Below are 26833 nucleotides of genomic sequence, written 5' to 3' on the forward strand. Positions count from 1 at the left end.
GCGATTATCATCGCGGCATGCGCAGACAGCGATCCACGATCCGCGATGTGGCCCGCCGGGCGGGCGTGTCGGTGACCACCGTGTCGCACACATTCTCCGGGAACGGCGTGGTCAACCCGGCGACCCAGGCGCGCGTGCGCGCGGCCGCGACCGCGCTGGGGTACCACCCCGACGTCGTCGCGAGCGGGCTGCGCCGCAGTCGGCTCGGAGTGATCGGGCTGGTGCTGCGTCCCGCCGTCGGCGTGGAGCCGCAGCACATCCAGGACGTGGACTACTTCCCCCGCTTCGCCGGCGCCGCGGCGCTCACGTCCCTCGGCCAGGGGTACGCGCTCATGCTCGTCGCGGATCCGGCCGTGCCGCACGCCCCGACCACGGCCTGGGCGTGCGACGGCATCATCGTGACCGATCCGGTCGATCGGGACCCGCTCATCGCCGCGCTGCGCGCAGGAGGCATGCCGTACACGCTGGTCGGCGCGGATCCGGCGGACCCCGACGACCCGCACGTCATCGACATCGCCACCGCGCTCATCACGGATCGGGTGCTCGACCACCTCGCGGCGTCGGGGGCGACGCGCATCGCGCTGGTCGTGGGCACGGATGCGATCGAGTGGAACGAGGCGACGGTGCGGCGGTATCGGGAGCGGACGCCGCCCGCCGCCCAGCACGTGCGGCATGTGCCGGAGCGCTCGGAGCACGAGGAGGGGGCGGTCGCCGCCGATGAGCTGCTCGCCCTCCCCGAGCCGCCCGACGGGGTGTACTGCCTGACCAGCGATCACGCCAGGGCGCTCGTGGACCGACTCGTCGAGCGCGGGGTGCGGGTGCCGGAGGACGTGCGCGTGGTGTGCGGATCCGATGCGGACAGCCTGCGGAGCGTCGCACCGGCGATCACCGCGGTCGACCTGCAGCCGCAGGCGCTGGGGCGCCAGGCCGCGGCCGCCCTGCTGACCCAGCTCGAACCGGACCTCGCGCTCGCCGTGCCTCCGCCCGAGCACGGCGCCCTGATCGTGCGGACGTCGACCGGGGGCTGAGCCCGCTCAGGCGTCGACGGGGAGGCCCGCCGTCGGCTCAGCCCGCGAGGAGCGCCGTGACGTCGCCCTCGACCTCGACCGGGGCGGCTCCCCGGCGGAACAGCAGCGCGGGGCCCCGCCCGGGCGTCACGGCTTGGCCGCCGATCGTCCGGCGTTCGCCGAGCACCCGCAGCCAGGCGCCCTCGCGCAGCGCGAGCACCGGGGTGTCGTTCTCCTCGTGGAACTCCGCGAGGCGTTGGGCGCGGGTCTCGCCGGCGTGCGTCGAGCTCGGGTCGGCGTCGAGATAGTGCGCATTGATCTGGAACGGCACGAGGCCGAGCGCGTCGAAGCCTCCGGGCTCGACGATGGGCATGTCGTTCGTGGTGCGGATCGTGAGGGCGGCGAGATTCGTCCCCGCGCTCGCGCCGAGATACGGCCGACCTGCCGCCGCGTGGGCGCGCAGCGGCTCGCTCAGGCCGAGGTCGCGCACCCGCTTCAGGAGGCGGAAGGTGTTGCCGCCGCCGACGAAGACCGCCTCGGCGCCGCGGATCGTCGCCGCGGGGTCGCCCTCCTCGTGCGCACCGGCGACCGCGATCCCTTGAGCGGCGAACGCCTCGCGGGCCTTCGCCGTGTAGGCGTCGAGATCGGCCAGCGCGTACGGCACGAAGACGAGGCGGGCAGCCTCGCCGAGCGCCTCCCGGACGGCGTCCCACGCATGGGCGAGGTAGCCGGATCCGGCGTTGGAGGAGTTCGACATCAGCAGCAGGTTCATCGGGTCCTTTCGGGGGCGGGGCTCGCCACGGCGGCCGGGGCACGGGGGGACAGGAGCTGGGCGATCGCGTTCGCCGTGCGCAGCACCGCGTCCTTGTGCGCGCGGATGTCGCCGAGCCGCTCGCTCTTGTGCTCGCCGATGCTGACGGATCCGATCGGCCGCCCCGCGACGAACACGGGCGCGGCGACGGCGCGGGTGTCGAAGTCGTACTCGCCGTCCGAGTAGGCCCAGCCGGCCGTCGCCGCCTCCGACATCGCCTGCTCGATGAGCGTGGCGTCGTGGATCGTGAGGTCGTTGAAGCGGGCGAGCGGCAGCGAGTACATCAGCGCCTGGCGCTGCCCTGCCGAGAGGAACGCGAAGTAGGCGCGGGAGGTCGCCCCTGCGTGCGCCGGGTACAGCTCGCCGACCAGGGGATGGTTGCGCATCGGCACCCCGCCGCCCTCGACCGCGGCCACGGCGCGCACATGGGCGCCATCCGCGATCGCGAACACGGCCGTGCGCGAGGCCTCCTCCGCGAGCTCCGCGAGCACCGGCTCGACGAGTGCGGCCATCCCGCCCTGTCGTTCCCAGGCGGAGGCGATCCGCCACAGGGCAGGACCCAGCCGGTATCGGCGGGTGTAGGCGTCGGTCGACAGGAAGCCGCGCGCGGCGAGCGTCGCGAGCAGGCGCTGCGCGGTGGACTTGTCGAGGTCGAACTCCTCGGCCAGTTCCATCACGCCCCACTCGGCGCGCCGCCCGGTGAACGACAGCAGCACCGACAGTGCGCGATCCACCGTCTGCAGCGGGGGGCGGGAGCCCGATCCCTTGTCCATGGAGTGCTCCTTCTGAGCCGTTCTGCGCGAGGTTTCCTCGGCATTCTGCCTGACGAGTTCCCCCGCGTGCACCTGCCGGATCAAATAGTGAGATCGAGTTGCACAACCATCTCACATCGCAGATAGTTGTCGCTACGCGCCGCTCGGACGCGGAACATCCCCCCCAAACAGCGAAGTGAGGAGAGCCATGTCGACTGTCGTCCGCCGTGTGCTCGCGATGATTCCCACGCTGCTCGGCGTCGTCGTCTGCATCTTCCTGATCACCCGGGTGCTGCCCGGGGATCCGGCACGGACCCTGGCCGGCGAGAACGCCGATCAGAGCGTGGTCGACAAGCTCCGCGAGCAGATGGGCCTGGATCAGCCGATCTGGCAGCAGTTCGGCGATTACGTCGTCGGCCTGCTCCAGGGCAACCTCGGCTACGCCTGGCACACCGGGCATCCGGTGGCCCAGGACTTCGCCACGCGGTTCCCCGCGACGGTGGAGCTGGCGCTCGCGGCACTCATCATCGGAGTCCTGATCGGGGTGCCCCTCGGCATCGTCAGCGCGATGCAGCGCGGACGCCTCGCCGATCACCTCACCCGTGTGGTCTCGCTGCTCGGTGTCTCCATGCCGCTGTTCTGGCTGGGCCTGCTCGTCATCTCCTTCTTCTACGGGACGCTCGGCTGGGCGCCCGCCCCGATCGGACGCATCGCCGACGACGTCAACCCGCCCACGCACGTGACAGGGCTGTATCTCGTGGACAGCCTCCTCACCGGCGACGGCGTCGCGTTCGCCAGCTCGTTCTCGCACCTCATCTGGCCCGCCATGGTCCTGTCGGTCGGCGGGATCGCGATCATCTCCCGGATGACCCGCTCGGCGATGCTCGAGGTGATGGGCCAGGACTACATCCGCACGGCCGAGGCGAAGGGCATGGGCCCGGCCCGCGTCATCGGCGGGCACGCGCTGAAGAACGCGGCCCCGTCGATCGTCACGATCGTCGGCCTCGAGCTCGGGCAGCTCCTCGGCGGGGCGGTCATCACCGAGACGATCTTCAGCTGGCCAGGGGTCGGCGGCTACGTGACCGAGTCGATCAAGGCCAACGACTACGCCCCCGTGCAGGCGATGACCCTGATCGCCGCGATCATCTACCTCGTCGTGAACCTGATCGTCGACCTGTCGCAGGCGATCTTCGACCCGAAGGTGCGCAATGCTTGAGACTCGGATCCGCCCGCGCCGTACGGCCACCGGCGCGCTCTCGCTCCTGCTGCGGAACCCGTCCGCGATGGTCGGGCTCGTGATCATCCTGTTCTGGACGCTCGGCGGCCTTGTCGCGCTGTTCGCGTCGCCCTACGACCCCAACCAGACCGGCGTCGGGCCGCTGCTGTCACCGCCGTCGGGGGAGCATCTGTTCGGCACCGACAACTTCGGCCGCGACATCTTCTCCCGCGTGCTCGCCGGGGCCAGGGTCTCGCTGTGGACCGGTCTGATCGCCGTCGCGGTGTCGCTGGTCGTCGGTCTTCCGATCGGCGCCATCGCAGGCTACGTGCGCGGCACCACAGGCATGGTGCTCATGCGCATCATGGACATGCTGCTCGCCTTCCCCTCTCTGCTGCTCGCGATGGCGCTCGCCGTCGCTCTCGGACCAGGGCTGGGATCCGCCATGATCGCCGTCGGCGTCGTCGGCATCCCCGAGTTCGCCCGCATCATGTACGGACAGACCGTGGCGCTGCGAGAGCGCGAATTCGTGGAGGCGTCCAGGGCGATCGGCCTCGGCGACGGTGTCATCCTGTTCCGCCACATCCTGCCCAACGGCATGGCGCCGATCATGGTGCGCTCCGCCCTGGGCATGGGATACGCGATCCTCACCGCCGCGGCGCTGAGCTTCATCGGCCTCGGCGCCCAGCCGCCGCTCGCCGAATGGGGCGTCATGATCTCCGACGGGCGCGGCTACATCATCTCCGGCGAGTGGTGGATGACGTTCTTCCCCGGCCTGGCGATCGCGACGTCGATCCTGGCCTTCAACCTCCTCGGCGACGGACTGCGCGACACCCTCGACCCCCGGCTGCGCACCTCCGCCCGATGATGGCGGCCGGCGCCCACGAGGCGACCGCTCCGTCGTCCGGTCCCGCACCGAATACCCGCACAGCAAGAAGAAAGGCCCCACGATGAAGAGAACGAGGTTGATCGGCGCGCTCGCCTTGACGACCGCCGTCATGCTCGGCACCGCCGGCTGCGTCGCGAATGCGAATGCGAACAAGGGCGATGGCGCCTCCGGTTCGTCCGCGAACCAGTCGCTGACCGTCGCCTACTCCGAGGGAGGGACGACCCTCGACCCCGCAGAGGCCAACGACGGCACGAGCGACACCCTGGTCCTGGCCTCCTACGACCAGCTCGTCACGTACGGAACCAAGACCGTGGACGGCAAGCAGGTCTCCGACACCGCGACCATCAAGCCGATGATCGCGGAGAAGTGGGAGGCGGACGCCGCCCACACGACGTACACGTTCACCCTGCGCAAGGACGTCACGTTCCAGGACGGCAAGAAGCTGACCGCGAGCGACGTCGTGCGCAGCTACGAGCACATCAAGGCCTCCGCCTCGGCGAGCTTCCTCTACAAGATGGCCGGGATCGACACGGTCACCGCGAAGGACGACCACACCGTCGTCATCACGCTCACCGCGCCGAACCACCTGTTCCTGCAGATCATCCCGATGTACTCCTTCTCGATCATCGACATGGACCAGGTGGACAAGAACGGCGGCGCGAAGTGGCTCGCCACGAACACCGCCGGGTCCGGACCGTACAAGATCGACAGCTACGACCCGGCCACCGCCGCCAAGCTGACCGCCTCGCCGTCGTACTGGGGCGCCGAGCCCGCGATCGGCACCGTGAACATCAAGTTCATCGGCGACGCCTCCAACCGCCTGCAGCTGGTCCAGAAGGGCTCGGTCGACATGGCACTGGAGATCGCACCGAAGGATCTCAAGGGCCTGAACGGCAAGGACGGGCTCGTCGTCGACTCCCGCCCGAGCAACAAGATCCTGTTCTTCGCGATGAACAACAAGATCGCGCCCTTCGACAACCCGAAGGTCCGCGAGGCGATCACCTACGCGATCCCCTACGACAAGCTCATCTCCGACGTCATGCAGGGGCAGGCGAGCCCGATGCGCTCGGCCGTCGCGAGCTCGACGCCCGGATTCACCGACAAGGGCTACGACGCGAAGCACGACCTGGACAAGGCCAAGCAGCTGCTGGCGGACGCGGGCTACCCGAACGGGTTCTCGTTCGACTTCACGCTCGGATCCGGCTTCCCGGACTGGAACGACGACGCCGTGCTGATCCAGGCGGAGCTCGCCAAGATCGGCGTGACCATGAACATCCACAACATGGCGCGCGCCCAGTTCCTCGAAGCGCTGGCCGGCAAGAACGTGCAGTCGTACATCAGCCGCTGGACCTCGTTCGTGAACGACCCCGGCTACCACCTGGGCCTGCTCATGACGACGTCGGGTTCGAGCAACTACATGAACTACGACAACCCGACCGTCGACAGCCTGTGGAAGCAGGCCTCGACGGAGTCGGACGCGGCCCAGCGGAATGAGCTCTACGGGCAGATGCAGCAGCAGATCGACGCCGACGCGCCCTGGGGCTACCTGTACGAGTACAACATCGCGGTCACCGAGCGCAAGGAAGTCAAGGGCTACACGTCCTACCCGGACGGCTTGATCCGGTTCTTCCAGCTCAGCAAGACGTCCTGACCGCAGCCCGAACCGGCATCGAAGAGAGAGAAGTCATCCATGTCCACGATCGCAGAGTGGGAGCAGCGGCTCCTCGCCGCCGTCGACGAGTCGCAGGAGGAGCTGCTGGCGCTGGCCGGGCTGCTCATCCGGACGCCGAGCGAGAACCCTCCCGGTGACTGCACCGAGATCGCCGAGGTGATCGCGGGGCGCCTGCGCGACGAGGGCATGGATCTCGAGCTCTTCGATGCCGGAGAGGGGCGGGTGAGCGTCGTCGCCCACCGCGGCGAGAAGGGCGAGGACCGGCATCTGGTCTTCGCCGGCCACAGCGATGTCGTCCCGATCGGGGACGTCTCCCGGTGGACCTTCCCGCCCCTGGCCGGAGACGTCGTCGACGGCTGGCTCCGCGGGCGCGGCGCGAGCGACATGAAGGCGGGCCTGGCCGGACTCCTGCACGTCTACACGCTGCTGCACCGCCTCGACGTGCCCCTGCGCGGGCGGATCTCGCTCGCCGCGGTGCCCGACGAGGAGACCGGCGGCCGCCTGGGCGCCGACTGGCTGCTCGGCCAGGGCGTGCTGGACGGCGCGACGGGCGGTGTGATCGCCGAGCCCGCAGAGCGCGACCATCCCACGATCGGGCAGAAGGGCAGCAACTGGTTCCGCCTCACCGTTCGCGGCATTCCAGGACACGGCAGCCTCCAGCCTGTGCACGGAGTGAGCGCGAACCTGCTCGGCGCCAGGGCGATCCTGGCCCTGCAGCGGCTCTGGGACATGGTGCCGGAGGCGCCGGAGGAGCTGCGTCAGCTCATCGCCGACTCGCAGCACTTCGCCGTGCAGCGCGAGGGATACGAACCGGAGGTCGCGCAGGTCTTCGAACGCGTGACGATCAACGTCGGCACGATCCGCGGCGGCACCTCGACCAACGTCGTGGCAGACACCTGCGTGATCGAGTTCGACACCCGGGTGCCGATCGGTCTCAGCCGCGTCCAGGTGCTCGACCGCGCGCGGGAGATCCTCGCCGAGGAGGGCATCGACGCCGAGATCGATCCCATCGGCTTCATGAGCGAGCCGAACTGGACCGCGCCGACCGATCCGATCGTCGAGACCCTCGTCGGCGCGCTGCGGGAGCTCTCCGACCCCGAGGCGCAGGGCGTGCTGCAGTGGGCGTCGTCCGACGCCCGCACCTTCCGCAGCCACGGCATCCCCGTGCTGCAGTACGGCCCCGCCGACCTCAAGACCATCCACAGCTTCGACGAGCGTGCCCGCGCCGGCGACGTGGTGCTCGCCGCCAAGGTGTACGCGCTCACGGCCCTGCGCTACCTCGGTGTGCGCGACGCCGACGACCTTCCCGCCCTCTGAGAGAGACCGAACCCATGCTGAACCATGTCCTGACCGTCGTCGACCTGCTCGATTCCCCCGGAACCTCCGGCGAGGCCCTCGCCGAGCACCTGCGCTCCTACCGTGCGCCGGGCGCCGAGATCACCGTCACCGTCGTGGAGGGCGACAAGGGCAGCACCGATTTCGTGCGGGTGTTCCTGCCCGGAACCGCGGGCCGCGCCTCCGGCGGATCCGCGCGCACCCTCGGCATCATCGGCCGGCTCGGCGGGGTAGGCGCCCGTCCGGAGCTGATCGGCTACGTCTCGGACGGCGACGGCGCGGCCGCGGCCCTCTCCGCCGCCGCGAAGCTGCTGCAGATGGCGGCGCGCGGCGACGTGCTGCCCGGCGATGTGGTGATCACGACCCACGTCACGGGGTGGGCCCCCACCCAGCCCCACGACCCGGTGCCCTTCATGGACTCGCCCGTCGACATCCTCACCATGAACCTGCATGAGGTGGACGAGGCGATGGAGGCGGTGCTGTCGATCGACACCACGAAGGGCAATCGCACGATCAACCACCGCGGCATCGCGATCTCCCCGACGGTCAAGTCGGGCTACATCCTGCGCCCGAGCGAGGACCTCGTGGGCGTCGCGGAGACCGTGACCGGACGCAGCGCCGTGATCTTCCCGCTCGCGACGCAGGACATCACCCCCTACGGCAACGACCTGCACCACCTGAACTCGATCCTGCAGCCCGCGGTCGCCACCGAGGCTCCGGTCGTGGGTGTCGCGATCACGACGGCGGTTCCGGTCGCGGGCTGCGCCACCGGAGCCAGCCACGAGGTCGACATCGAGCTCGCCGCGCGGTTCGCGGTCGAGACGGCGAAGTACTTCGGAGCGGGCAGCCTGTCGTTCTTCGACGAGGACCAGTTCGCCCACCTGACCTCGCTGTACGGCAGCGCCGCGCACCTGCAGACCCTCGGGAACGTCGAGGTCTGACATGTCCGCCCTCCTTCGCGTCGAAGACCTCCGTGTGCGGGTGGACGCCCGCCGCGGCACCTCGTTCCCGGTCGACGGCATCAGCTTCGAGATCAGCCGAGGCGAGACGCTCGGCCTCGTCGGCGAGTCCGGATCCGGCAAGAGCCTGACCGCGATGTCGATCATCCGCCTCCTGCCCACGCGCGCCGTGCGCATGGCCGGCGGCCGGATCCTGTTCGGCGATCAGGACATGTCCGGCATCGGCGCGAAGGGGATGCGCGGCATCCGGGGGAACCGGATCGGCACGATCTTCCAGGAGCCCATGACCGCCCTGAACCCCGCGTTCACGGTCGGGTTCCAGCTCCGCGAGCCGCTGCGGCGGCATCGCGGACTGGGACGCAAGGCCGCCGACGACCGGGCGAGAGAGCTCCTCGAGATGGTCGGCATCGAGCGCTCTGCACAGGTCGCGGCGTCCTACCCGCACCACCTCTCCGGAGGCATGCGTCAGCGCGTGATGATCGCGATGGCCATGTCGTGCGAGCCGGACCTGCTCATCGCGGACGAGCCGACCACGGCGCTCGACGTGACCACCCAGGCGCAGATCCTCGACCTGATCCTGCAGCTGCAGCAGACCCACGGCACCGCGGTGCTGCTCGTGACGCACGACCTGGGGGTCGTGGCCGAGTCGTGCGAGCGGGTCGTCGTCATGCGGCACGGCAAGGTCCTGGAGGCCGGGGGAGTGCGCGAGATCTTCCACGCGCCGCAGCATGCGTACACGCGAGCACTTCTCGATTCCATGCCGTCGCGCAACATCGGGAAGCGCCGGCTTCCCACGCTTCCCGAGGAGGTCTTCGGATGAGTGCACTGCTGAGTGTGCGCGGTCTGGTCAAGGAGTACCCGCAGCGCGGGGGGAAGCGCGGCGAGGTCTTCCGCGCGATCGACGGCATCGACTTCGATCTGCGCGAGGGATCGACGCTCGCGATCGTCGGCGAATCCGGATCCGGCAAGTCCACGACAGGGCGCTGCGTGCTGCGCCTCACCGAGCCGACGTCGGGCAGCGTCACGTACGACGGCGTGGATCTGCTCGGACTCGACGCCGAGCGGATGCGGGCCCAGCGGGCGCACATGCAGATCGTGTTCCAGGACACCTACGCCTCCCTCGATCCGCGGTGGACCGTCGGCCGGCTGCTCGCCGAGCCCCTCCGGCTGCGCGAGCGCCTCACGCCGGGGCAGCAATGCACAAGGGTCGGCGAGATGCTCGAACTGGTCGGACTCGAGGCGGAGCACGCCGACCGGTATCCGCACGAGTTCTCCGGCGGGCAGCGGCAGCGCATCGGCATCGCCAGAGCGCTCATGCTCAAGCCCCGTCTTGTGGTGTGCGACGAGCCGGTGTCGGCCCTCGACGTCTCGGTGCAGGCGCAGGTGCTCAACCTCATGAAGGACCTCCAGGACGAGCTCGGCCTCAGTTACCTCTTCATCTCGCACGACATCGCCGTGGTCGAGTTCATGGCCGACGACGTCATCGTCATGAACAAGGGCCGTGTCGTGGAGTCCGGCGTCTGCGCGCAGGTGCTCGCGGACCCGAAGGATCCCTACACGCGCGCACTGCTGGCGGCCGTCCCCGTCCCCGATCCCGATGCGCTCGAGGACCGCGCGATGCGTCGCGCCGTGATCGAGGCGGGGCTCGCCGCACCCGTCGGCGGCGACTCCGAGCGCGCGCGATGAGCGCGCTCGGGCTGGTGACGATCGGCCAGGCGCCGCGGACCGATGTGACGCCCGACATCGCGCCGCTGCTCCCGGCCGTCGCACTCATGGAGCGCGGGGCGCTGGACGAGCTCGACGCCGCGGGCGTCGCGGCGCTCGCCCCGGTCGAGGGCGAGCGAGTCCTCGTGTCGCGCCTGCGGGACGGCGGGATGGCCAGGCTCAGCGAGCCGCGGATGCTCCCGCTCGTCCAGGCCGCGATCGAGCGCGTCGTCGCCGACGGTGCGGGGGCGGTGCTGCTGCTGTGCACGGGGAACCTGCCCGGCCTCACCGCGGCTGTGCCGCTCTACACCGCTGAGCAGCTCGGCCGCGGCGCCGCCGCGGCGCTCATCGGCGACGGGCGCCTCGGCGTCGTGGTGCCGGAGCCCGAGCAGGCCGCCCCCATCGCGGAGCGATGGCGGGCCGACCACGGCCTCCGCGCCGCGGTCGCCGTGGCAGATCCGTACACCGCGCCGGACGCGGCCTTCGTCGCGGCCGGCGAGCAGCTGCGCGCCGAGGGCGTCGACTGGATCTTCCTGGACTGCATCGGCTACTCCGAGCGCATGCGCGCCCTCGTCGCCGGGGGCGGCTCCGGCACCGTGGCCACCGCCGGATCCGGATCCGGCGGCCCCGGATCCGCGAAACCCGGATCCGCGAAGGTGCTGCTGGCCCGCACACTCGCCGCGCGCCTGGTGGCGGAGACCGTCTGAGGGCTTCAGCGGGCTGAGGGGCTCCTGCGGGTTGGAGCCGAGGCCGATCCTGCCCGCCGATCTCCGAGTCGTCCCCCTCAGCGGAGCCTATGGGGTGCGCTGAGGGGGACGACGCAAGGGTAGGGGGAGCGTCAGAGCGACGGATCCGATCCCGTCAGGACGTGCGCAGGGCGGCGTCGGCGGCCGCGACGACCGCGTTCAGGGTCGCGGTGAGCACCGAGCGGTCGCGCCCGGCGACCCACCCCGTGCCGTGCGCGCTCCTGTGCTCGAGGAGGGTCAGCGCCTCGACGGCGTTGCCGGATCCGATGCTCGTCTGATGCAGGTCCAGGACCTCGATCGCCAGGCCGCGCCGCGCGAACTCGGCCGTGACCGCCTCGACCGGGCCGACGCCGATCCGTTCCGCGTGGGTCTCGACGTCGTCGATGCGGAGCCGGAATGCGACGCGCGATTCCGCGGCGGTCTCCTCGATGCGGACCTCGGAGAGCGCGATGCGGGTGTCGTCGCCCGCTCCGAGGTAGGTCTCGTCGAAGATGCGCCAGAGCGCGTGCGCATCGAGTTCCGCCCCGCTCTCGTCGGCACGCCGCTGCACGTGACCGGCGAGATCGATCTGGAGGCGGCGCGGCAGCTGCACCCCGAACCCGGTCTCGAGCAGATAGGCGATCCCGCCCTTGCCGGACTGCGAGTTCACCCGGATCACCGCGTCGTACGAGCGGCCGAGATCCGCCGGATCCACCGGGAGATAGGGGACCCGCCAGGCGATCTCGCGCTCGGTTCTGCCCTCGCACGCCGCGCGCGCCCTGTGCTCAGCGAATCCCTTGCGGATCGCGTCCTGATGCGTGCCGCTGAACGCGGTGTGCACGAGGTCGCCGACATAGGGGTGGCGCGGGTGCACCTCGATCCTGTTGCTGTGCTCGACCGTGCGCCGGATCTCGTCGATGTCGGAGAAGTCGATCATCGGGTCGATGCCCTGGGCGTGCAGGTTCAGGGCGAGCGTCACGAGGTCGACGTTGCCGGTGCGCTCGCCGTTGCCGAAGAGGCACCCCTCGATGCGCTCGGCGCCGGCGAGCAGCGCCAGCTCCGCGCAGGCGATCCCCGTGCCGCGGTCGTTGTGCGGATGCACGGAGAGGATCACCCCCTCGCGACGCTCCAGGTTGCGGTGCATGTACTCGATCTGATCGGCGTAGACGTTGGGCGTCGCGATCTCCACCGTGGCGGGCAGGTTCAGGATCACCGGGCGCTCCGGCGTCGCCTCCCAGAGCGCGGTCATCGCATTGCAGACCTCGAGCGCGTAGTCGGGCTCGGTGAGCATGAACACCTCGGGCGAGAACTCGAAGCGCACGCGCGGCAGATCTCCGGCGAGGGCGCGCACATCGCGCCCCGCGTCCAGGATCAGTTCCCGCAGCTCGTCGCGGTCGCGGCCGAGCACGGTCTCCCGCCAGATCGGCGCCGTCGCGGTGTACAGGTGGATCACGACGGGGTTGCGGATGCCGCGGACCGCCTCGACCGTCCGGGCGATGAGATCGCGCCGTGCGGCGGTGAACACGACGATCGTCACGTCCTCGGGGGCGATGCCCTGCTCGGCGATCAGCCGGACGAAGTCGAAGTCGGTCTGCGAGGCGGAGGGATAGCCGACCTCGATCTCCTTGTAGCCCATCGCGACCATGAGATCGAAGAAGCGCCGCTTGCGCGCGGGATCCATGGGCTCCGCGAGCGCCTGGTTGCCGTCGCGGAGATCGACGGGGACCCACAGCGGTGCGGCCGTGAAGCGTCGTGTCGGCCAGGTCCGCTCGGCATCGGAGAGGGGGATCGCGACCCGGTCGTAGGGGTCTGCGTAGCGATGGGACGGCATCTGCGAGTGCCGTTGACGATTCCACCCCGGGGCGTTGACCGGGAGGGGGCCGGCCGGCGTGGAGATGCCGGGGAAGGCGGTGCTGGTCATTGTTGTGTTCCTTCGACTTTGACTTCGGCTGCGGTTTCGGCGACCGGCGCGGCGCATCAGCCACGACGGGGGAGCCGGTCCGGTCAGACCCCGTCGTGGCGGCGAAGAAGGAGGGCGCGCACGAGCATGGAGGCAGTGTAGCGTTAACTCCTCAGACAAGTTGAGGAGTTGAGATGTCGGGAAACGGTGCCGTGCAGCGCACGTCGATGGCGGATCAGGCGGCGGACGTGCTCCTCGGCCGGATCCGGGCCGAGGAGTGGGGGCTGGGTGCGCGGCTGCCGGGCGAGACGACGCTCGCCGCCCAGCTCGGCGTGGGCCGCTCGACCGTGCGCGAGGCGATCCGGCAGCTCTCCGGGCGCGGGGTCCTCTCGGCACGACAGGGCGCCGGCGTGTTCGTCGCGGCGCTCGACGTGCGCGACGACTGGGACGCCGTGCTGCAGCGCGCCGACATCGTGAGCGTGATCGAAGCGCGGACCGCGATCGAGAGCGAGGCCGCCGCGCTCGCCGCGGAGCGCCGCACCGCGAACGACCTCCGGGCGATCCGGCGCGCCCTGACCGTCAGGGAGCAGCGTCGCTCGGATCTCGAGGAGCACATCGACGCCGACCTCGCCTTCCACCGTGCGATCGTGGTCGCGGCGGCGAACCCGATCCTCACGGAGCTGTTCGACGGGTTCACCCCGCGGCTTCGGCAGACGATGATCGCGATGCTGCGGATCCGCTCCGCCTTCGGCGGCGCCGAAGACCATGCCGCGCATGAGCGTCTCGCCGACGCGGTCCGCGCCGGCGACGCCGCGCTGGCCGCAGGGCTCAGCCGCGCGCACCTCGCCTCGCTCAAGGACGGCCTGCGGTGAGCGCCGAGGTCGTGCGCCTCGACGCCGTGACGCTGCGCCGCGAGGGCAAGGACATCCTGCACGAGGTCGGTCTGGTCGTGCGGGCGGGGGAGCACTGGGCGCTGCTGGGGCCGAACGGCGCGGGCAAGAGCACGATCCTCGGGATCTGCGGCGCGCGCACGCATCCCTCGAGCGGTACCGCCGAGGTCCTCGGCCACCGGATCGGCCGGGTCGACCTGCAGGAGCTGCGCCGGCTGATCGGGCACGTGGATCCGCGGCACCCGCTGCGCTCGCCCCTGACGGTGACCGAGGTCGCGCTGACCGGCCTCACCGGCACGATCGAGACGCCGATGCGCTGGACGCCGGAGCCGGAGCAGATCGCCCTGGCGCATGAGCTGATCGCCGACGTCGGGCTGTCGCACCGGCGCGAGGCGCTGTGGCCGACGCTCTCGCAGGGGGAGCGGGGCAGGGCGCTCATCGCGCGTGCGCTCGCGTGCGGGCCGCGACTTCTCCTGCTCGACGAGCCGATGACCGGGCTCGACGTCGCCGCGCGGGAGCAGCTGCTGGAGACGATCGACGCGCTCGCGCACCGGGATCCGCAGCTCGCCTCGATCCTGGTCACGCATCACCTGGAGGATCTGCCGGAGACGACCACGCATGCGCTCGTGATCTCGCAGGGCGAGATCGCTGCGCAAGGATCGGTCGAGAGTGCGGTCACGACCGAGACGATCTCCCGGGCGTTCGCGCACCCGATCGAGGTCACCAGGACGGGCGCCCGCTGGTCGGCGCGGACCCACCGCTCCCGGAGGGCGGCGGTCCCCGCCTGACCCGCCCGGTGGCGCAGAAACCGGGTCGTCCCCGTCAGCGCACCCTATAGGGGCCGCTGACGGGGACGACTCGGAGAGATCGGGCTGGGCTCAGAGCTCCGGGACGATGCGGATCGCGCCCTTGTCAGCGGACTGGGCGAAGTGCGCGTAGGCGCGCAGCGCCGGGCTGACCTCGCGGACGCGGTTCTTCGGGCGGTAGCCGCCGTTGGCCTCGAGGTGCTCGCGGCGGCGCTCCAGGACCTCCCAGGGCACGTCGAGCTCGAGCTTGCGGGTCGGGATGTCGATCGAGACGATGTCGCCGTCCTCGACGAGCGCGATCATGCCGCCCGCGGCCGCCTCGGGCGAGACGTGCCCGATGGACAGGCCGGAGGTGCCGCCGGAGAAGCGCCCGTCGGTGATCAGCGCGCAGGCCTTGCCGAGGCCGCGGCCCTTGAGGAACGAGGTCGGGTACAGCATCTCCTGCATGCCGGGGCCGCCCTTGGGGCCCTCGTAGCGGATGACGACGACGTCGCCCTCCTTGACCTGCTTGTTCAGGATCTTCTCAACCGCCTCGTCCTGCGACTCGCAGACCACGGCGGGGCCGGAGAACGTCCAGATCGACTCGTCCACGCCCGCGGTCTTCACCACGGCGCCGTTCTCGGCGATGTTGCCGTGCAGCACACCGAGGCCGCCGTCCTTCGAGTAGGCGTGCGCAACGTCGCGGATGCAGCCGCCCTCGGCGTCGGTGTCGAGCGAGGCCCAGCGCTCGGACTGAGAGAACGCGGTCGACGAGCGGCGGCCGCCCGGGGCGGCGTGCCACAGCTCCTGGGACTGCTCGGAGGCGGATCCGCCGCGGATGTCCCACTCGTCCAGCCACTCGCCGAGCGTCGCCGCGTGCACGGTGTGCACCTGGTCGTCGAGCAGGCCTCCGCGGCGCAGCTCGCCGAGGAGCGCGGGGATGCCGCCCGCGCGGTGCACGTCCTCCATGTAGTAGATCCGCCCGCCGGCCGAGTTCGGCGCGACCTTCGCGAGGCACGGCACGCGGCGCGAGATCGCGTCGATCTCGGCGAGGCCGAAGTCGACCCCTGCCTCGTGAGCGGCGGCGAGCAGGTGCAGGATCGTGTTGGTGGATCCGCCCATCGCGATGTCCAGCGCCATCGCATTGCCGAAGGCGGCCTCGGTGGCGATGCTCTTCGGCAGCACGCTCTCGTCGTCGCCCTCGTAGTAGCGCTGGGCGATGTCGACGACGAGGGATCCGGCCTTCTCGTACAGCGCGCGGCGGGCCGTGTGGGTCGCGAGCACCGAGCCGTTGCCGGGGAGGGAGAGCCCGATCGCCTCGGTGAGGCAGTTCATCGAGTTCGCGGTGAACATGCCGGAGCAGGATCCGCACGTCGGGCAGGCGGACTCCTCGATGCGCAGGATGTCGGCGTCCGAGATGTTCTCGTTCACCGCGTCGCTGATCGCGTCCACGAGGTCGAGGGAGCGCACGGTGCCGTCGACGAGCGTCGCCCGGCCGGCCTCCATCGGCCCGCCGGAGACGAACACGGTGGGGATGTTCAGTCGGAGGGCCGCCAGCAGCATGCCGGGGGTGATCTTGTCGCAGTTCGAGATGCAGACGAGGGCGTCGGCGCAGTGCGCGTTGACCATGTACTCGACGGAGTCGGCGATGAGGTCGCGCGACGGGAGCGAGTAGAGCATGCCGCCGTGGCCCATCGCGATGCCGTCATCGACGGCGATCGTGTTGAACTCGCGCGGGATCCCGCCGGCCTCCGAGATCGCGTCCGACACGATGCGCCCGACCGGGGCGAGGTGCGTGTGGCCGGGGACGAACTCGGTGAAGGAGTTCGCGACGGCGATGATCGGCTTGCGGCCGAGATCCTTGCCGTCGACGCCGGCGGCGCGGAAGAGGGCGCGGGCGCCGGCCATGTTGCGTCCGTGGGTGACCGTGCGAGAGCGATAAGCGACCATGGTGACCATTGTGGACCTGTCGCGTGCTTCTGCCGAGCCCGGTCGCGAGGAGGGTTTGTACTAGTACTCGGAGTACTGTTTCGACATGAGGTGTATTCGCTGCGGAGCCGCATCCGCTCCGCCGTCCCGGGCGGGTCGCGCCGGGTGCCGGTCATGATCCGCCCGCGCACGCCCCGCCGTGAGCAGCTGGGCGAGTTCCTCGCCTCGCGCCGCCGGGCGGCGAGCCGGTCCGCGCTGGGCCTGCCCCGGGCATCGCGCCGCGGCGACACCGGCCTCAGCCGCGAGGAGGTCGCGGCGCTCGCCGGGGTCAGCGCGAGCTGGTTCACCTGGCTCGAGCAGGGGCGGGACATCGGCGTCTCCCGCCAGGTGCTCGGCGCGGTCGCGCGCGTGCTGCAGCTGAGCCCGGCCGAGTTCGACTACGTGGTGCGGCTCGCGGGGCCCGCGGAGGACGCCCCGGCCGAGGAGACGGAGCGGATCCCGGATCATCTGCAGCGGCTCGTCGACGCGCTCGCCTTCCCCTCGTTCGTCGTGGCGAGCGACTGGGCGATCCTGGGCTGGAACGCCTCTTACGCGCGCCTCTACGAGCCGATCGGCACCGTGGACCCCGGGGATCGCAACCTGCTCTGGCTGATCTACACGGATCCGCGGCTGCGCCGCATGCTGCCGGACTGGGTTCAGGAGAGCAGGCGCTTCCTGGCCGAGTTCCGGGCGGAGTCGGGGGTGCGGCTCAGCTCGGATCGGCACCGCGCGCTGATCGAGCGACTGCTCGAGGTGAGCGACGACTTCCGGATCCAGTGGGCCGAGCACGCGGTCGAACGCTTCGCCTCCCGGCAGCGGGTGTTCGAACATCCGAAGGACGGCCGGCGCGTGTTCGAGCACCACAGTCTCGTGCCTGCGGATGCACCGGGGCTGACGGTCGTCATGTACGTGCCGGCCTGAGCCGCGCCTCACCGCCGCTCAGCCAGCTCATCCACCGCCGCTCAGGTCGCAGAAACGGCTCTCCCCAGGCGCGGGAGGAGCCGTTTCTGCGACCTGGAGGCGGAGAGTGCGACCTGGAGGCGCGGGATGGGTGGGGCTCAGACGGTGAGGTCGTGGCGTTGCGCATCTGCTCGGTGGCCTGGAACACGGCGATCGCGAGTCCGGTGAGGCCGTTGAACAGCGTGGAGACGAGCATCGCGGTCAGCAGCGCGCCGCTCTCGGCGAGCACAGCGGGATCGGTGCTGAATCAGCCGATGATCTGATCCTTGAAGATCAGCACGAGGCCGGAGAACACGACGGTCAGCCGGCCGAGGCCGATCGCGACGATCTCTCCGATGCCTCCGTACGGCGAGGTCGGACGCGTCAGGGCTGCGCCAGGTGCAGCACGGTCGTGACGTTGATCCGGTGCGACGAGAGGATCCGGTAGCCGAGCGATTCCAGATGCCGGACGTCGGGGGAGTGCTCCGGATCGGGACCGCGCTCGAGCGCCCAGACCTCGGGGGTGAGGTCGGCGGCAGTGAGCGCGTCGTTGGGACGGGCGCGGTCCCACAGACCCGGCTGGGTGCGGAACGAGGCGAGCAGGGCAGGGTCGCCCAGTCCCGCGACGTCGACGGGATGGATCGCCGTGATGAGGCGGGGCTTCTCCGAGTCCTTCGGGCGGTCGTCGTACACGACGGCGTCGCCCCGTGTGGCGTGGGCGTGCAGGTAGCCGGCGGCCGCACGCCAGTCGCTGCGGTCCTTCGCGTACGGACCGCGCAGCACGAGCAGGTTCGGGACGAACGCGGCGAGGACGACGGCGAGTAGGATCCCGGTCGCCGTCGCGGCGGCCAGCGGCGTGCGGCGGGCGATCCATCCGGCCGCGGTCAGCACCCCCATCGCCACGAGGATCGCGGCCGCCGGCGTGCAGAACGACAGATAGCGCACGGTGTACATGGGGGCGATGAGCGTGCTCGCGATGAGCACGGCGGCGGTCGGGAGCACGAGCCAGAGCAGGGCCAGCGCGCTCAGCCGGAATCCGCCGGGGTCCCGTCTGCGAGCGCGGAGCGCGGCGATCGCGCCGACCGCGATGAGCGCGAGGCACGGCCAGGCGGTCGCGGGGTCGAACCACTGCAGCGCGAGCACGTTCAGCGGCGTGATGTAGTCGCGGTAGGCGAGGAAGCCGATCTGGTTCCGCTCCGCGGCCGCGACCAGCACGATCGGCAGCGCCAGCAGCACGCCGGCCGCAGCCCCTGTCAGCCACCGCCAGAGGACCTGGCGGTGGAAGAGAAGCACGAAGACCCCGTGCACCACGAGCAGCAGCGCGAGGTACAGGAAGACGTAGATCGCGGCGGCCGTGCCCGCCGCGTACGCCGCCCAGAGCCACCACCGGGGCCGGCGCCGCAGCAGCGCGAGCAGGAGCACGGTGAGCCAGACGGCGATCGCGGATCCGATCGCGTACGAGCGCCCCTCCGCCGCCATCACCGCGGTGCGCGGCAGCAGCGCCGCGATGAGCCCAGAGGCCAGGGCGAGCCGGATTCCGCCGAGGCGGCCGGCGAGCACCGCCGTGCCCGCGGCAAGAAAGCCGGCGGCGATCGCGCTCGGCAGGCGCACCGAGAACTCGCTCGCGCCGAACAGCCCGATCCAGACGTGTAGGAACGCGTAGTACGCGCCGTGCACGCCGTCGACCGTCTGCAGCATGCGCCAGAGCTCCGGCCACGTGCGGGAGGCGGACATGATGCTCGCCGCCTCGTCGCCCCAGAACGACGGGATCCAGGAGCCGATCACACCCGCGAGCAGGCCGACGGCGCCCGCGATCACGGCGACGCGCCGCAGCCGCCCCCGATCCGTCCTCGTCCGCACTCGCCGATCCTCCCGGTCCGGGCTGTGCGCACGCCGTACGGGCGGCCGCCCGCGGAGGATCAGGATCCGGCGCGTGCTCCGTAGCCCAGCCGGCGCTGCAGCTGCCTGGCTGTCTCCGTCACCGCGTCCACGATCGCGGACTCGTCGACCGATGCCTCCTCGCCCCAGGTCACGGCCACGGCGGCGACCGGCCAGTCGACGTGGTCGCGCACTGCGACGCCCACCGAACGGAAGCCCGCGGTGACCTCGCCGTCCTCCCGGGCGATGCCGTCGCGGCGCACTTCGCGCAGCAGCTCGTTCAGCTCGCGCGGCCGGGCAGGGCCGCCGCCGCTGCGCTGCGCGAACGCGGCGGCGTCGGGGTACAGGGCGCGCACCTGCTCGCGGGGGAGCGCGGCGAGCATGGCCCGGCCGGTCGCGGTGAGGTGTGCGGGCAGTCGCACGCCCACATCGGTGATGAGGGCCGGGCGCCGCAGGGCGCGCTCCTCGACGATGTACAGCACGTCGCGGCCGGTCATCACGGCGAGGTGCGCGCTCTCGCCCAGCCGGTCGGCGAGCCCTGCCAGCAGCGGGCGGCCGAGCCGGGCCAGCGGCTCCTGCCGCGCGTATCCGCCCGCGAGCTCGAAGGCGCTCGTGCCGAGCCCCCAGCGCCGCTCCTGCGGAAGGTGCACGACGAAGCCGTGCGCCTCGAGGGTCGCGAGCAGGTGATAGACGGTGGAACGCGGGATGTCGAGCTCGCGGGCCAGGGCGGACGCCGCGACCGGGCCCGCACGCCGGGCCAGGAACCGCAGGATCCGCAGGGTGTGCTCGGCCGCGGGCACCTGAGGCCGGTCGTCGGGGGCGTTCGCGGGCGCGCCCGTCCCGGCGCCGCTGTCCGTGCGATCGGCGTTCACGCTCCCAGGATCCCATGCTCGCGTCGTGCCGTGACGCCGTCGCCGGACGCGGGGGCCAGCACGGCGCGACAGGCGAGGTGCATCGCGAGACGCGTCTCGGGATCCGTCAGATCGACGCCGAGGAGTTCCTGCACCCGCCGGATCCGCACCGCGACCGTGTTGCGATGCAGATTCAGCGCCTCGGCGGTGGCGACCAGGCTCGACTCCTGGTCGAGATAGGCGGAGAGCGTGCGCAGCAGGTCGCCGGTCGCGCCCTGCAGCGGCGCGAGGAGCGATTCCGCCGCGGGCACGAACGTGTCGTTTCCGGTCCAGGCCAGCAGCAGCTGTTCGAGCCCGAGGCTGTCGACGCGGACGAACCAGCCCGTCGCCGAGCGCGACGCCGCGATCCGGGCCGCGTCCGCGGCTTCGTCCAGCGTCGCGGCGAGTCCCGCGGGGCCGCGCTGCAGCGAGCCGACGCCCGTCGCGATCGCGAAGGAGCGGCCCACTTCGCGGTGCAGGGCGCGCAGCCCGCGCGCGAGCCGTTCGACGGTCGCGGGATCAGGCGCCTCCGAGAACGCGAGCCACCCGCTCAGCCCGCGCCCGGCCGTGGTGACGTGCGCCTCCGCCGCGATCCCGCCGAGGGCCGCGCGCACCGCGCGGAGCAGCGGCAGCGGATCCAGCCGGCCACGCCCGACCATCCGAAAGCCGAGATGGTGCCCGCTCGTGCGCCAGCCGCGCTCGCCCATGCGGCGCTCGATGTCGTCGTCGGCGAGACCCCGCGCGTCGACGAAGTCGCGGAGCAGCGCGGACGAGGCGGAGACGTCGTTCACCTCGGCGACCTCGTCGATGAGGATCCGCGCCGCGACGGCCGGCATCGCGACCTCGGCGGCGACCGAGAGCGCGGCGAGCTGGTTCTCGCTCAGGCCCTCTCCGAAGACGACCAGGCGCAGACCCGGCCGGCTCGGGCTGTCCACGCGGACGGAGGCTGCAGTGTGGCTCCCCGCGCGGGCGATGTCGATCCAGGGACGGAAATCGATCGCGGCGTGCAGCGCGGGATCGAGCTCGCCGCCCGAGGAATGCAGCACGTCCGTGCCGTCCACGAGGGCGAGCGGATGGCCGAGCGTGGCGGAGACCTGGCGCAGCAGATCGGGCAGGTCCCGAGCCGGATACTCGAAGGAGCGCGCCACCTTGCGCACGTGCGAGAGGGTGAGCGCGTCCTGCGCCTGCACCAGCATCCAGCAGGCCTGGGCGAGCACGATCGGCCGCTCCACGTCGAGCAGGCAGATCCCCAGCCGCTCCGCGAGGCGCTGCGCACCCTGGTCGAACTCGGCGGCCCCCGGCAGCGCGACGCCGCGGAAGCCGCGCTCGCGGATCCGGCGCAGCATCGCGTCCTGCTGCCAGGGGGTCTCTGGTGCGGGGTCGAGCAGCACCGCGAGGCCGCCGTCGGGCAGAACCGGCAGGTCCGCCTCCGCCGACTCCACCGCGACCGCGTCCCACGCGGCGTCCTCCGGCCCTGCGATCCGGCGCAGGCCCCCGTTCTCGGGGTGCGCGCGGAGGCCCGCGAGTGACAGTCGGGCGGTCATGCGGCGTCCAGTTCGGCGAGACCGTACGTCGACGGCAGCACACGGCGCAGGCGGTCGGGACGCTCCAGCCACCAGTCCGGCGCCGGCAGCGAGAGCACGACCACGCGCCGTCCCGGAACGAGGTCGGTGACCTGCAGGATCTCGCGCGACGCGGCGTCGAGGACCACGATGATCGCCGGCGCGGAGGCGAGCAGCGCGCCGTCGCTGAGCACGGCGAGGGACTCCGATCGGGTCACCACGCGGTCGACCGCGCCGCCGGGGCCGGCGATCTCGACGGACTGCACGTGCGGATCGGCGTGGTGCGGGGAGATCCGGTCGATCCGTCCCTCGGTCAGCAGGCGCGCCCCGAGCGTCGCGGCGAGCTCGGCCGGGGACGTGAAGCGCGCCGCGAGGAAGGCGCGCCCCAGCGCGAGCGCGCGCCGCTGGTGTCCTGGCATCGCGTGCTCGCGGAGATCGCCGACCGTGAACCCGGCGAGCACGGCCGCGCCGCTCCCGCCCGCCTGGATGATGGCCGAGCGGACGATGCGCTCCGCGTCCACGGCGCGATCCGTCTCGACGAGAGCGACTCCGCCGGCGCCGCTCTCGCAGGTGAACACGAGGCCCGGCACCCGGTCGACGAAGAGCGACATCTGATCGAGCTCCGGCACGGCGCGGCCGGTGCAGTCGGCGTCCACGATCGTGCGCTCGCCGGAGAACAGGAACGGGACGAGGCTGTTCAGGCCGCCGCCCTCGATCGAGCAGACGGCGGGGATCCGCGTGCCCAGCCAGCGCTCCGCCGCGGCCACCAGGCGTCCGAACGGCGCGAGGCCCGGCATGCGCTCGCCGAGCAGGATCGTGGAGCCCACGAACGCGGCGCCGAAGCAGGGCGTCGAGGGATCCAGCTCGTCCACGTCCACGAGCGGACGAGGACCGGAGTCGACGCCGGCGAGCATGAGCTCGAGCATGGTGGTCGTGCCGCCGCCGCCCGAGCCGAGCAGCGCGCAGCCCAGCGCGAGCGCGGTCACGTCCTCGGGTCGCAGTCGCCACGCCATCGTCCCAGAGTAGCTTTCCGGTCTTGTTCGCCGAGACCCCCTCGCACCACCCAGACCCCCCGTCAGTTGCGTCGCTGCGGAGGGGTTCGGATGCGCCGAGGGGGTCTCGGCGAGTCGAGTGCGGAGAGGGCCGGTCTCAGGAGCCGAGCCGCTCGACAGGGAGGAACGGCTCGGCGAGTCCGAAGGCGGAGGGGCCGAAGGCTGCGAGTGCGCCCTCGGTGCGCATCATGTCCGGCGTCGAGATGCCGAGCACGCGCACGCGCTGGCCGTAGCGCAGCCCCTCGGTCGTGATCGGCTCGGCCGTCTCGTGATCCACGACGCAGATGAGATCCGGCACGATCGCGACGACCTCGCCGTCGCGCCGCGCGATGAGGTTCTCGTTCTGGAAGAGGATCTCGAACGTCCCTTCGCCCTCGAGCGGCGCGATCACCGCGCGTCCCTTCGCGAATCCCTCGGTGGTGCGGCGCTCGACGTCGACGACCTTGCCCACGGTGAGCTCGCGCAGGTGGGAGTACAGGGTGCGGGAGAGCGTGTCGGCGATCGCCTCGAAGGGGGAGCGGTGCTGCTCGCGGGCCTCGCGGATCGCACGCCCGAGGGCGAGCGCCATCGAGATCGTGCGGGGGACAGCGGTGCGGCGCACGTCCGCGCCGGTCATCGCGTACTCGGCGATGTGGCCCACGCCGCCGAGCCGGATGGTGATCGCGCGGGCGAGCCACTCCATCTGGCGGTCGTCGTCGCCGGTGTCGATGATGACCGTCTCCCCGCGCTCGCCGGCGAGGGCGAGAGGTGAGCCGTGCACGCCGTACACCGCGAACGTCTCCATGGACAGCTCGGGGAAGGCGCGGCCCATGCCGTCCGCGTCGACCACCGGAAGCCCGGTCTCGGCGGCGACGACGAGCGGGATCATCGAGTTGATCCCGCCGCATTCGATCGGCATGGTGGCGTCGGCGGTGCGCCCCAGGTGCGCCTCGAGCGCCCGCAGCGCGAGCGTGGGCTCGGTGCCCGCCGGGATCTTCTCGATCATCACGGTCGGTGCGCCCATCTGCGCCGTCGGGATCACGAACAGGTCGTCCGCGAGCTCCTCCGGATCCAGGATCGTGATCGCGCCGTCGCCGAGCACCCGTTCGACGAGCTTGCTGCCGATGTAGGGATCGCCGCCGCCGCCCGTGCCGAGCAGCGTGGCGCCGCGCGCGAGGTCGGGGAGGTCCGCCGCCGTGAGCAGCCAGCTCATCGCGCCTCGATCCGCTCGCGCGACGCCTCGTGAGCCGGCTCCGCCCCGCTCGATCCGGCACCGTGCGAGACGGTCCCGTCGAAGCGGTGCGCGGGCATGTCGTAGCCGAAGTAACCGGGACCGACCATCGCGAGCGCCTCGGCGGAGTGCCAGCGCTCGTCGGCCGGGGCCGCGAGCACGCGCACGCGCTGGCCGTAGCGGAGGGCCTCGGTCGTGATCGGCTCCCCGGACTCGCCCTCGACGACCATGATGAGATCGGGGGTGGTCGCGAGGATCCGCCCGTCGGCCTCGGCGACGAGGTGCTCGTTCTGGAACTGCAGGGTGAGCGCGGTGCCGCCCTCGCTCTCGATCCTGGCGCGGCCACGGGCGAATCCGGTCGTCGTGGCGCGCTGCACGTCGACGACCTTCCCGTCGAAGAGCTCGCGTCCGGCGAGCTCGCGGACCGCGGCCTCGACGGGATCCGTCTTCGCCGCGCGGGCCTCCGCGATCGCCCGCCCCACCGTGATGCACCGCGAGAGCGAGCCGCCGACGAGACCCGCACGGGCCTGCGCGCCGGTCATCGAGAACCCGGCGATCATCGTCGAGCAGCCCATCTCGACCGTCGCGACGCGCGCGATCCGCTCCGTCCAGGTGTTGTCGACGGTCTGCAGCACCGCGATGTTGCCCTTCTCATCGCTGAGTGCGAGCGGCGAGGCCGTGACGCCGAGCAGCGTGGGCAGCACCATCTGCAGTTCCGGGAACGCGCGGCCCATGCCGTCGGCGTCCACGAGCGGCAGCCCGAGAGCCGCGGCGGCCGCGACCGGGATCGTCGAGTTCACGCCGCCGACCTCGGCGCACGCGATATGGGTGACCGGACGGCCGAGGTGCGAGCCCAGGGCGCGCACGGGTTCGACGACCTCGTCCAGGCTCGGGAGCTTCTCGACCATGACGGTCGGGGCGCCCATCATCGCGACGAACAGCACGTGCGCATCGTCCGGGACCTCGGCGAGGTCGAGGACAGGGACGGGCCCGCCCGACAGCGCCTGCCGGGCGAGGAGGGATCCGATGTAGGGATCGCCGCCGCCTCCGGTGCCGAACACGGCGGCGCCGCGCGCGAGGTCCTCGATCTGCGCGGTGTCGATCTGCCAGCCCACCTCAGGCCCCCATGTCCAGGTCGCCGACGGCCTTCGCGCGGATGCGCGTCGCGTTGCCGGGCAGGTAGGGGATCGGGACCTCGTCGAAGTCGATGATCGCGACCGTGGACGGCTTCGCGCCGGCCGCGATCGCCTTGTCGACGGCCTCGGCGCGGACTGCGGCGATGGTCTCGTCGCGCGCGCCGGGGGCGATCGCGTAGACCTTGTCGATCTCGCCGCCGACCTGGGCGATCGAGGCGCCGATCGCGTTCGCGACCGCGTAGTTCTCCGGGCGGTGCACGGGGCCGAACGGCTCCAGCACGTCCGGCAGCAGGATGGATCCGCCGCCGACCGCCACGACCGCGATGGGGTCGGGGGAGGTGCGCATGCGGTCGACGGCCTCCGCGACGCGCTCGGCGATACGTGCGAGCACGCGTGCCACGAAGGCGGGATCGAGGTGAGCGACCTTCTCCGGGTCGCCGACCGTGGCGCGTCCCGCCGCGACGGCGATGTCGGTCGCGGTGAGCGTCGAGCCGCCGAAGACGAGCGCCTCGGTGCCCAGGCGGTAGCCGACCGAGGAGGGGCCGACCTCGGCCGTCTCCGTGTCGACGATGCTTCCGCCGCCGATCCCGAGCGAGAGCACGTCGGGCATCCGGAAGTTGGTGCGGATGCCGGCGACCTTGACCTCGTTCGCGGTCTCGCGGGGGAAGCCGTTCACGAGCAGGCCGATGTCCGCGGTCGTGCCGCCCACGTCGATCACGGCGCAGTCCTGCAAGCCGCTCGTGGCCGCGGCTCCGCGCATCGAGTTCGTCGGGCCGGAGGCGAAGGTCGCCACCGGATAGCGGCGCACGTACTCGTCGTCCATGAGCGTGCCGTCGTTCTGGCTGAGGAAGATGGGCGCCTCGATGCCGTGGGCGCGGACGGCGGCGGTGAGGCCGTCGACGATCTCCGAGGCGAGTTCGCGCAGCGCGGCGTTGATGATCGTGGCGTTCTCCCGCTCGAGGATGCCGATCCGGCCGATCTCGTGCGAGAGCGAGATCGCGACGTCGGCGCCGAGGACCTCGCCCAGGATCTCCGCGGCGCGGACCTCGAGGTCGTGGTTGACCGGGCTGAACACGGCGGAGATCGCGACAGAGCGGATCCCGTGCGTCTTCATGTCCTCCGCGATCCCGCGCAGCTCCTCCGGGTCGAGCGGCGAGATCGGGCGGCCGTCGAACTCGTAGCCGCCGTGCGCGAGGTAGCTGCGCGCCTGGGCGGCCTCGACGAGCTCGCCGGGCCAGTCGATGAGCGGGGGCAGGGCGCGGGTCGCGGGCAGGCCGAGCCGCAGGGCGGCGGTCGGCGCGAGGCGGCTGGCCTGCACGAGCGCGTTGATGAAGTGCGTCGTGCCGATCATGACGGCCTCGATGTCGGAGCCCTCGAACGGGTGGTGCGCGCGCAGATCCTCGATCGCCTGCACGATCCCGTCGGTCACGTCGGGGGTGGTCGAGTGCTTCACCCCGGCGAGGGTGTGGGCGCCGTCCATGAGGACGGCATCCGTGTTGGTGCCGCCGACGTCGATGCCGATGTGCATGGTTCTCGCTTTCTCGGTGGTTCTG

Annotated in this window: 24 protein-coding genes; 13 read left to right on the plus strand and 11 right to left on the minus strand. The window is 71.6% G+C overall.

Annotated features, from left to right (window positions below; all coding sequences use genetic code 11):
• The first annotated feature begins 17 nt into the window (after positions 1-17).
• On the plus strand, positions 18-1028 hold the full coding sequence (locus tag RS86_RS17560; RefSeq protein WP_052680357.1) for a LacI family DNA-binding transcriptional regulator: 1011 nt from the start codon (positions 18-20) through the stop codon (positions 1026-1028).
• A 37-nt stretch (positions 1029-1065) separates the two neighbouring features.
• On the opposite strand, the gene pepE is transcribed toward RS86_RS17560, so the two are convergent.
• Positions 1066-1779, minus strand: coding sequence for a dipeptidase PepE (gene pepE / locus RS86_RS17565; protein WP_045273527.1), 714 nt, complete (start codon positions 1777-1779; stop codon positions 1066-1068).
• The gene (locus RS86_RS17570; protein ID WP_045273528.1) at positions 1776-2591 is read right to left on the minus strand and encodes an IclR family transcriptional regulator; all 816 of its coding nucleotides are present in this window, start codon (positions 2589-2591) and stop codon (positions 1776-1778) included. The genes pepE and RS86_RS17570 overlap by 4 nt, the downstream gene beginning before the upstream one ends.
• Before the next feature lie 187 nt (positions 2592-2778).
• Here RS86_RS17570 and RS86_RS17575 point away from each other — a divergent pair, with 187 nt between their 5' ends.
• The 8 genes from RS86_RS17575 to RS86_RS17610 all read left to right on the plus strand — a co-directional run bounded on the left by RS86_RS17575 (position 2779) and on the right by RS86_RS17610 (position 11052).
• Positions 2779-3786 (plus strand): ABC transporter permease, encoded by a 1008-nt coding sequence (locus RS86_RS17575; protein ID WP_045273529.1) that lies wholly within the window; start codon positions 2779-2781, stop codon positions 3784-3786.
• Positions 3779-4654 (plus strand): ABC transporter permease, encoded by an 876-nt coding sequence (locus tag RS86_RS17580; RefSeq protein ID WP_045273530.1) that lies wholly within the window; start codon positions 3779-3781, stop codon positions 4652-4654. Before RS86_RS17575 ends, RS86_RS17580 begins: the two co-directional genes overlap by 8 nt.
• Before the next feature lie 82 nt (positions 4655-4736).
• On the plus strand, positions 4737-6326 hold the full coding sequence (locus tag RS86_RS17585) for an ABC transporter substrate-binding protein (RefSeq protein ID WP_045273531.1): 1590 nt from the start codon (positions 4737-4739) through the stop codon (positions 6324-6326).
• A gap of 39 nt (positions 6327-6365) precedes the next feature.
• Positions 6366-7664 carry a M20 family metallopeptidase gene (locus RS86_RS17590; RefSeq protein ID WP_200892833.1) on the plus strand — a complete coding sequence of 433 codons (1299 nt, stop codon included), beginning with the start codon at positions 6366-6368 and terminating at the stop codon, positions 7662-7664.
• Positions 7665-7678: 14 nt separating this feature from the next.
• A complete protein-coding gene (locus tag RS86_RS17595; protein WP_045273532.1) occupies positions 7679-8623 on the plus strand; it encodes a DUF1177 domain-containing protein in 945 nt (314 codons plus the stop codon).
• Position 8624: 1 nt separating this feature from the next.
• A complete protein-coding gene (locus RS86_RS17600) occupies positions 8625-9461 on the plus strand; it encodes an ABC transporter ATP-binding protein (RefSeq protein ID WP_052680358.1) in 837 nt (278 codons plus the stop codon).
• Entirely contained in the window at positions 9458-10327 is an 870-nt protein-coding gene (locus RS86_RS17605) for an ABC transporter ATP-binding protein (protein WP_052680359.1), read from the plus strand. Before RS86_RS17600 ends, RS86_RS17605 begins: the two co-directional genes overlap by 4 nt.
• On the plus strand, positions 10324-11052 hold the full coding sequence (locus RS86_RS17610; RefSeq protein ID WP_052680360.1) for an AroM family protein: 729 nt from the start codon (positions 10324-10326) through the stop codon (positions 11050-11052). Before RS86_RS17605 ends, RS86_RS17610 begins: the two co-directional genes overlap by 4 nt.
• Before the next feature lie 154 nt (positions 11053-11206).
• Here RS86_RS17610 and RS86_RS17615 read toward each other — a convergent pair whose 3' ends face one another.
• Positions 11207-12991 (minus strand): 2-isopropylmalate synthase, encoded by a 1785-nt coding sequence (locus RS86_RS17615; protein WP_045273533.1) that lies wholly within the window; start codon positions 12989-12991, stop codon positions 11207-11209.
• 173 nt (positions 12992-13164) lie between these two features.
• On the opposite strand from RS86_RS17615, the gene RS86_RS17620 reads away from it, so the two are divergent.
• Positions 13165-13842: a FadR/GntR family transcriptional regulator gene (locus RS86_RS17620; protein WP_045273534.1), complete on the plus strand. Its 678-nt coding sequence runs from the start codon at positions 13165-13167 to the stop codon at positions 13840-13842.
• The gene (locus RS86_RS17625; protein WP_045273535.1) at positions 13839-14648 is read left to right on the plus strand and encodes an ABC transporter ATP-binding protein; all 810 of its coding nucleotides are present in this window, start codon (positions 13839-13841) and stop codon (positions 14646-14648) included. The genes RS86_RS17620 and RS86_RS17625 overlap by 4 nt, the downstream gene beginning before the upstream one ends.
• Positions 14649-14738: 90 nt before the next feature.
• Here RS86_RS17625 and ilvD read toward each other — a convergent pair whose 3' ends face one another.
• A complete protein-coding gene (gene ilvD, locus RS86_RS17630) occupies positions 14739-16595 on the minus strand; it encodes a dihydroxy-acid dehydratase (RefSeq protein WP_045273666.1) in 1857 nt (618 codons plus the stop codon).
• Positions 16596-16748: 153 nt separating this feature from the next.
• Between ilvD and RS86_RS17635 the strand changes: the two genes are divergently transcribed.
• A complete protein-coding gene (locus RS86_RS17635) occupies positions 16749-17534 on the plus strand; it encodes a helix-turn-helix transcriptional regulator (RefSeq protein WP_045273667.1) in 786 nt (261 codons plus the stop codon).
• Between the two features lie 152 nt (positions 17535-17686).
• Complete coding sequence (locus RS86_RS20685) at positions 17687-17836, plus strand: hypothetical protein (RefSeq protein ID WP_160299709.1); 150 nt, start codon at positions 17687-17689, stop codon at positions 17834-17836.
• Positions 17837-17936: 100 nt separating this feature from the next.
• On the opposite strand, the gene RS86_RS17640 is transcribed toward RS86_RS20685, so the two are convergent.
• The 7 genes from RS86_RS17640 to RS86_RS17670 all read right to left on the minus strand — a co-directional run bounded on the left by RS86_RS17640 (position 17937) and on the right by RS86_RS17670 (position 26808).
• Positions 17937-19412, minus strand: coding sequence for a glycosyltransferase family 39 protein (locus RS86_RS17640; protein WP_045273536.1), 1476 nt, complete (start codon positions 19410-19412; stop codon positions 17937-17939).
• Between the two features lie 59 nt (positions 19413-19471).
• A complete protein-coding gene (locus RS86_RS17645) occupies positions 19472-20230 on the minus strand; it encodes an IclR family transcriptional regulator (RefSeq protein WP_045273668.1) in 759 nt (252 codons plus the stop codon).
• Between the two features lie 68 nt (positions 20231-20298).
• A complete protein-coding gene (locus RS86_RS17650; protein WP_045273537.1) occupies positions 20299-21864 on the minus strand; it encodes a PucR family transcriptional regulator in 1566 nt (521 codons plus the stop codon).
• Positions 21861-22895, minus strand: coding sequence for a DUF917 domain-containing protein (locus RS86_RS17655; protein ID WP_045273538.1), 1035 nt, complete (start codon positions 22893-22895; stop codon positions 21861-21863). The genes RS86_RS17650 and RS86_RS17655 overlap by 4 nt, the downstream gene beginning before the upstream one ends.
• A gap of 136 nt (positions 22896-23031) precedes the next feature.
• Positions 23032-24126, minus strand: coding sequence for a DUF917 domain-containing protein (locus tag RS86_RS17660; protein WP_045273539.1), 1095 nt, complete (start codon positions 24124-24126; stop codon positions 23032-23034).
• On the minus strand, positions 24123-25259 hold the full coding sequence (locus RS86_RS17665; protein WP_045273540.1) for a DUF917 domain-containing protein: 1137 nt from the start codon (positions 25257-25259) through the stop codon (positions 24123-24125). Before RS86_RS17665 ends, RS86_RS17660 begins: the two co-directional genes overlap by 4 nt.
• A 1-nt stretch (position 25260) precedes the next feature.
• Positions 25261-26808, minus strand: coding sequence for a hydantoinase/oxoprolinase N-terminal domain-containing protein (locus RS86_RS17670; RefSeq protein WP_045273541.1), 1548 nt, complete (start codon positions 26806-26808; stop codon positions 25261-25263).
• Positions 26809-26833: the final 25 nt, after the last annotated feature.

The sequence above is a fragment of the Microbacterium azadirachtae genome (assembly GCF_000956505.1).
Lineage (GTDB): Bacteria > Actinomycetota > Actinomycetes > Actinomycetales > Microbacteriaceae > Microbacterium > Microbacterium azadirachtae_A.

What these genes read in the sequence shown, in the direction of transcription:
- RS86_RS17655 (WP_045273538.1), bottom strand. Translation starts at nt 22,895, where the DNA reads ATGGCGTGGCGACTGCGACCCGAGGACGTGACCGCGCTCGCGCTGGGC.
- RS86_RS17600 (WP_052680358.1), top strand. Translation starts at nt 8,625, where the DNA reads ATGTCCGCCCTCCTTCGCGTCGAAGACCTCCGTGTGCGGGTGGACGCC.
- RS86_RS17570 (WP_045273528.1), bottom strand. Translation starts at nt 2,591, where the DNA reads ATGGACAAGGGATCGGGCTCCCGCCCCCCGCTGCAGACGGTGGATCGC.
- RS86_RS17620 (WP_045273534.1), top strand. Translation starts at nt 13,165, where the DNA reads ATGTCGGGAAACGGTGCCGTGCAGCGCACGTCGATGGCGGATCAGGCG.
- RS86_RS17615 (WP_045273533.1), bottom strand. Translation starts at nt 12,991, where the DNA reads ATGACCAGCACCGCCTTCCCCGGCATCTCCACGCCGGCCGGCCCCCTC.
- RS86_RS17660 (WP_045273539.1), bottom strand. Translation starts at nt 24,126, where the DNA reads ATGAGCTGGCTGCTCACGGCGGCGGACCTCCCCGACCTCGCGCGCGGC.
- RS86_RS17560 (WP_052680357.1), top strand. Translation starts at nt 18, where the DNA reads ATGCGCAGACAGCGATCCACGATCCGCGATGTGGCCCGCCGGGCGGGC.
- ilvD (WP_045273666.1), bottom strand. Translation starts at nt 16,595, where the DNA reads ATGGTCGCTTATCGCTCTCGCACGGTCACCCACGGACGCAACATGGCC.
- RS86_RS17585 (WP_045273531.1), top strand. Translation starts at nt 4,737, where the DNA reads ATGAAGAGAACGAGGTTGATCGGCGCGCTCGCCTTGACGACCGCCGTC.
- RS86_RS17610 (WP_052680360.1), top strand. Translation starts at nt 10,324, where the DNA reads ATGAGCGCGCTCGGGCTGGTGACGATCGGCCAGGCGCCGCGGACCGAT.
- RS86_RS17650 (WP_045273537.1), bottom strand. Translation starts at nt 21,864, where the DNA reads ATGACCGCCCGACTGTCACTCGCGGGCCTCCGCGCGCACCCCGAGAAC.
- RS86_RS17670 (WP_045273541.1), bottom strand. Translation starts at nt 26,808, where the DNA reads ATGCACATCGGCATCGACGTCGGCGGCACCAACACGGATGCCGTCCTC.
- RS86_RS17605 (WP_052680359.1), top strand. Translation starts at nt 9,458, where the DNA reads ATGAGTGCACTGCTGAGTGTGCGCGGTCTGGTCAAGGAGTACCCGCAG.
- RS86_RS17595 (WP_045273532.1), top strand. Translation starts at nt 7,679, where the DNA reads ATGCTGAACCATGTCCTGACCGTCGTCGACCTGCTCGATTCCCCCGGA.
- RS86_RS17580 (WP_045273530.1), top strand. Translation starts at nt 3,779, where the DNA reads ATGCTTGAGACTCGGATCCGCCCGCGCCGTACGGCCACCGGCGCGCTC.
- RS86_RS17635 (WP_045273667.1), top strand. Translation starts at nt 16,749, where the DNA reads ATGATCCGCCCGCGCACGCCCCGCCGTGAGCAGCTGGGCGAGTTCCTC.
- RS86_RS17590 (WP_200892833.1), top strand. Translation starts at nt 6,366, where the DNA reads ATGTCCACGATCGCAGAGTGGGAGCAGCGGCTCCTCGCCGCCGTCGAC.
- RS86_RS17575 (WP_045273529.1), top strand. Translation starts at nt 2,779, where the DNA reads ATGTCGACTGTCGTCCGCCGTGTGCTCGCGATGATTCCCACGCTGCTC.
- pepE (WP_045273527.1), bottom strand. Translation starts at nt 1,779, where the DNA reads ATGAACCTGCTGCTGATGTCGAACTCCTCCAACGCCGGATCCGGCTAC.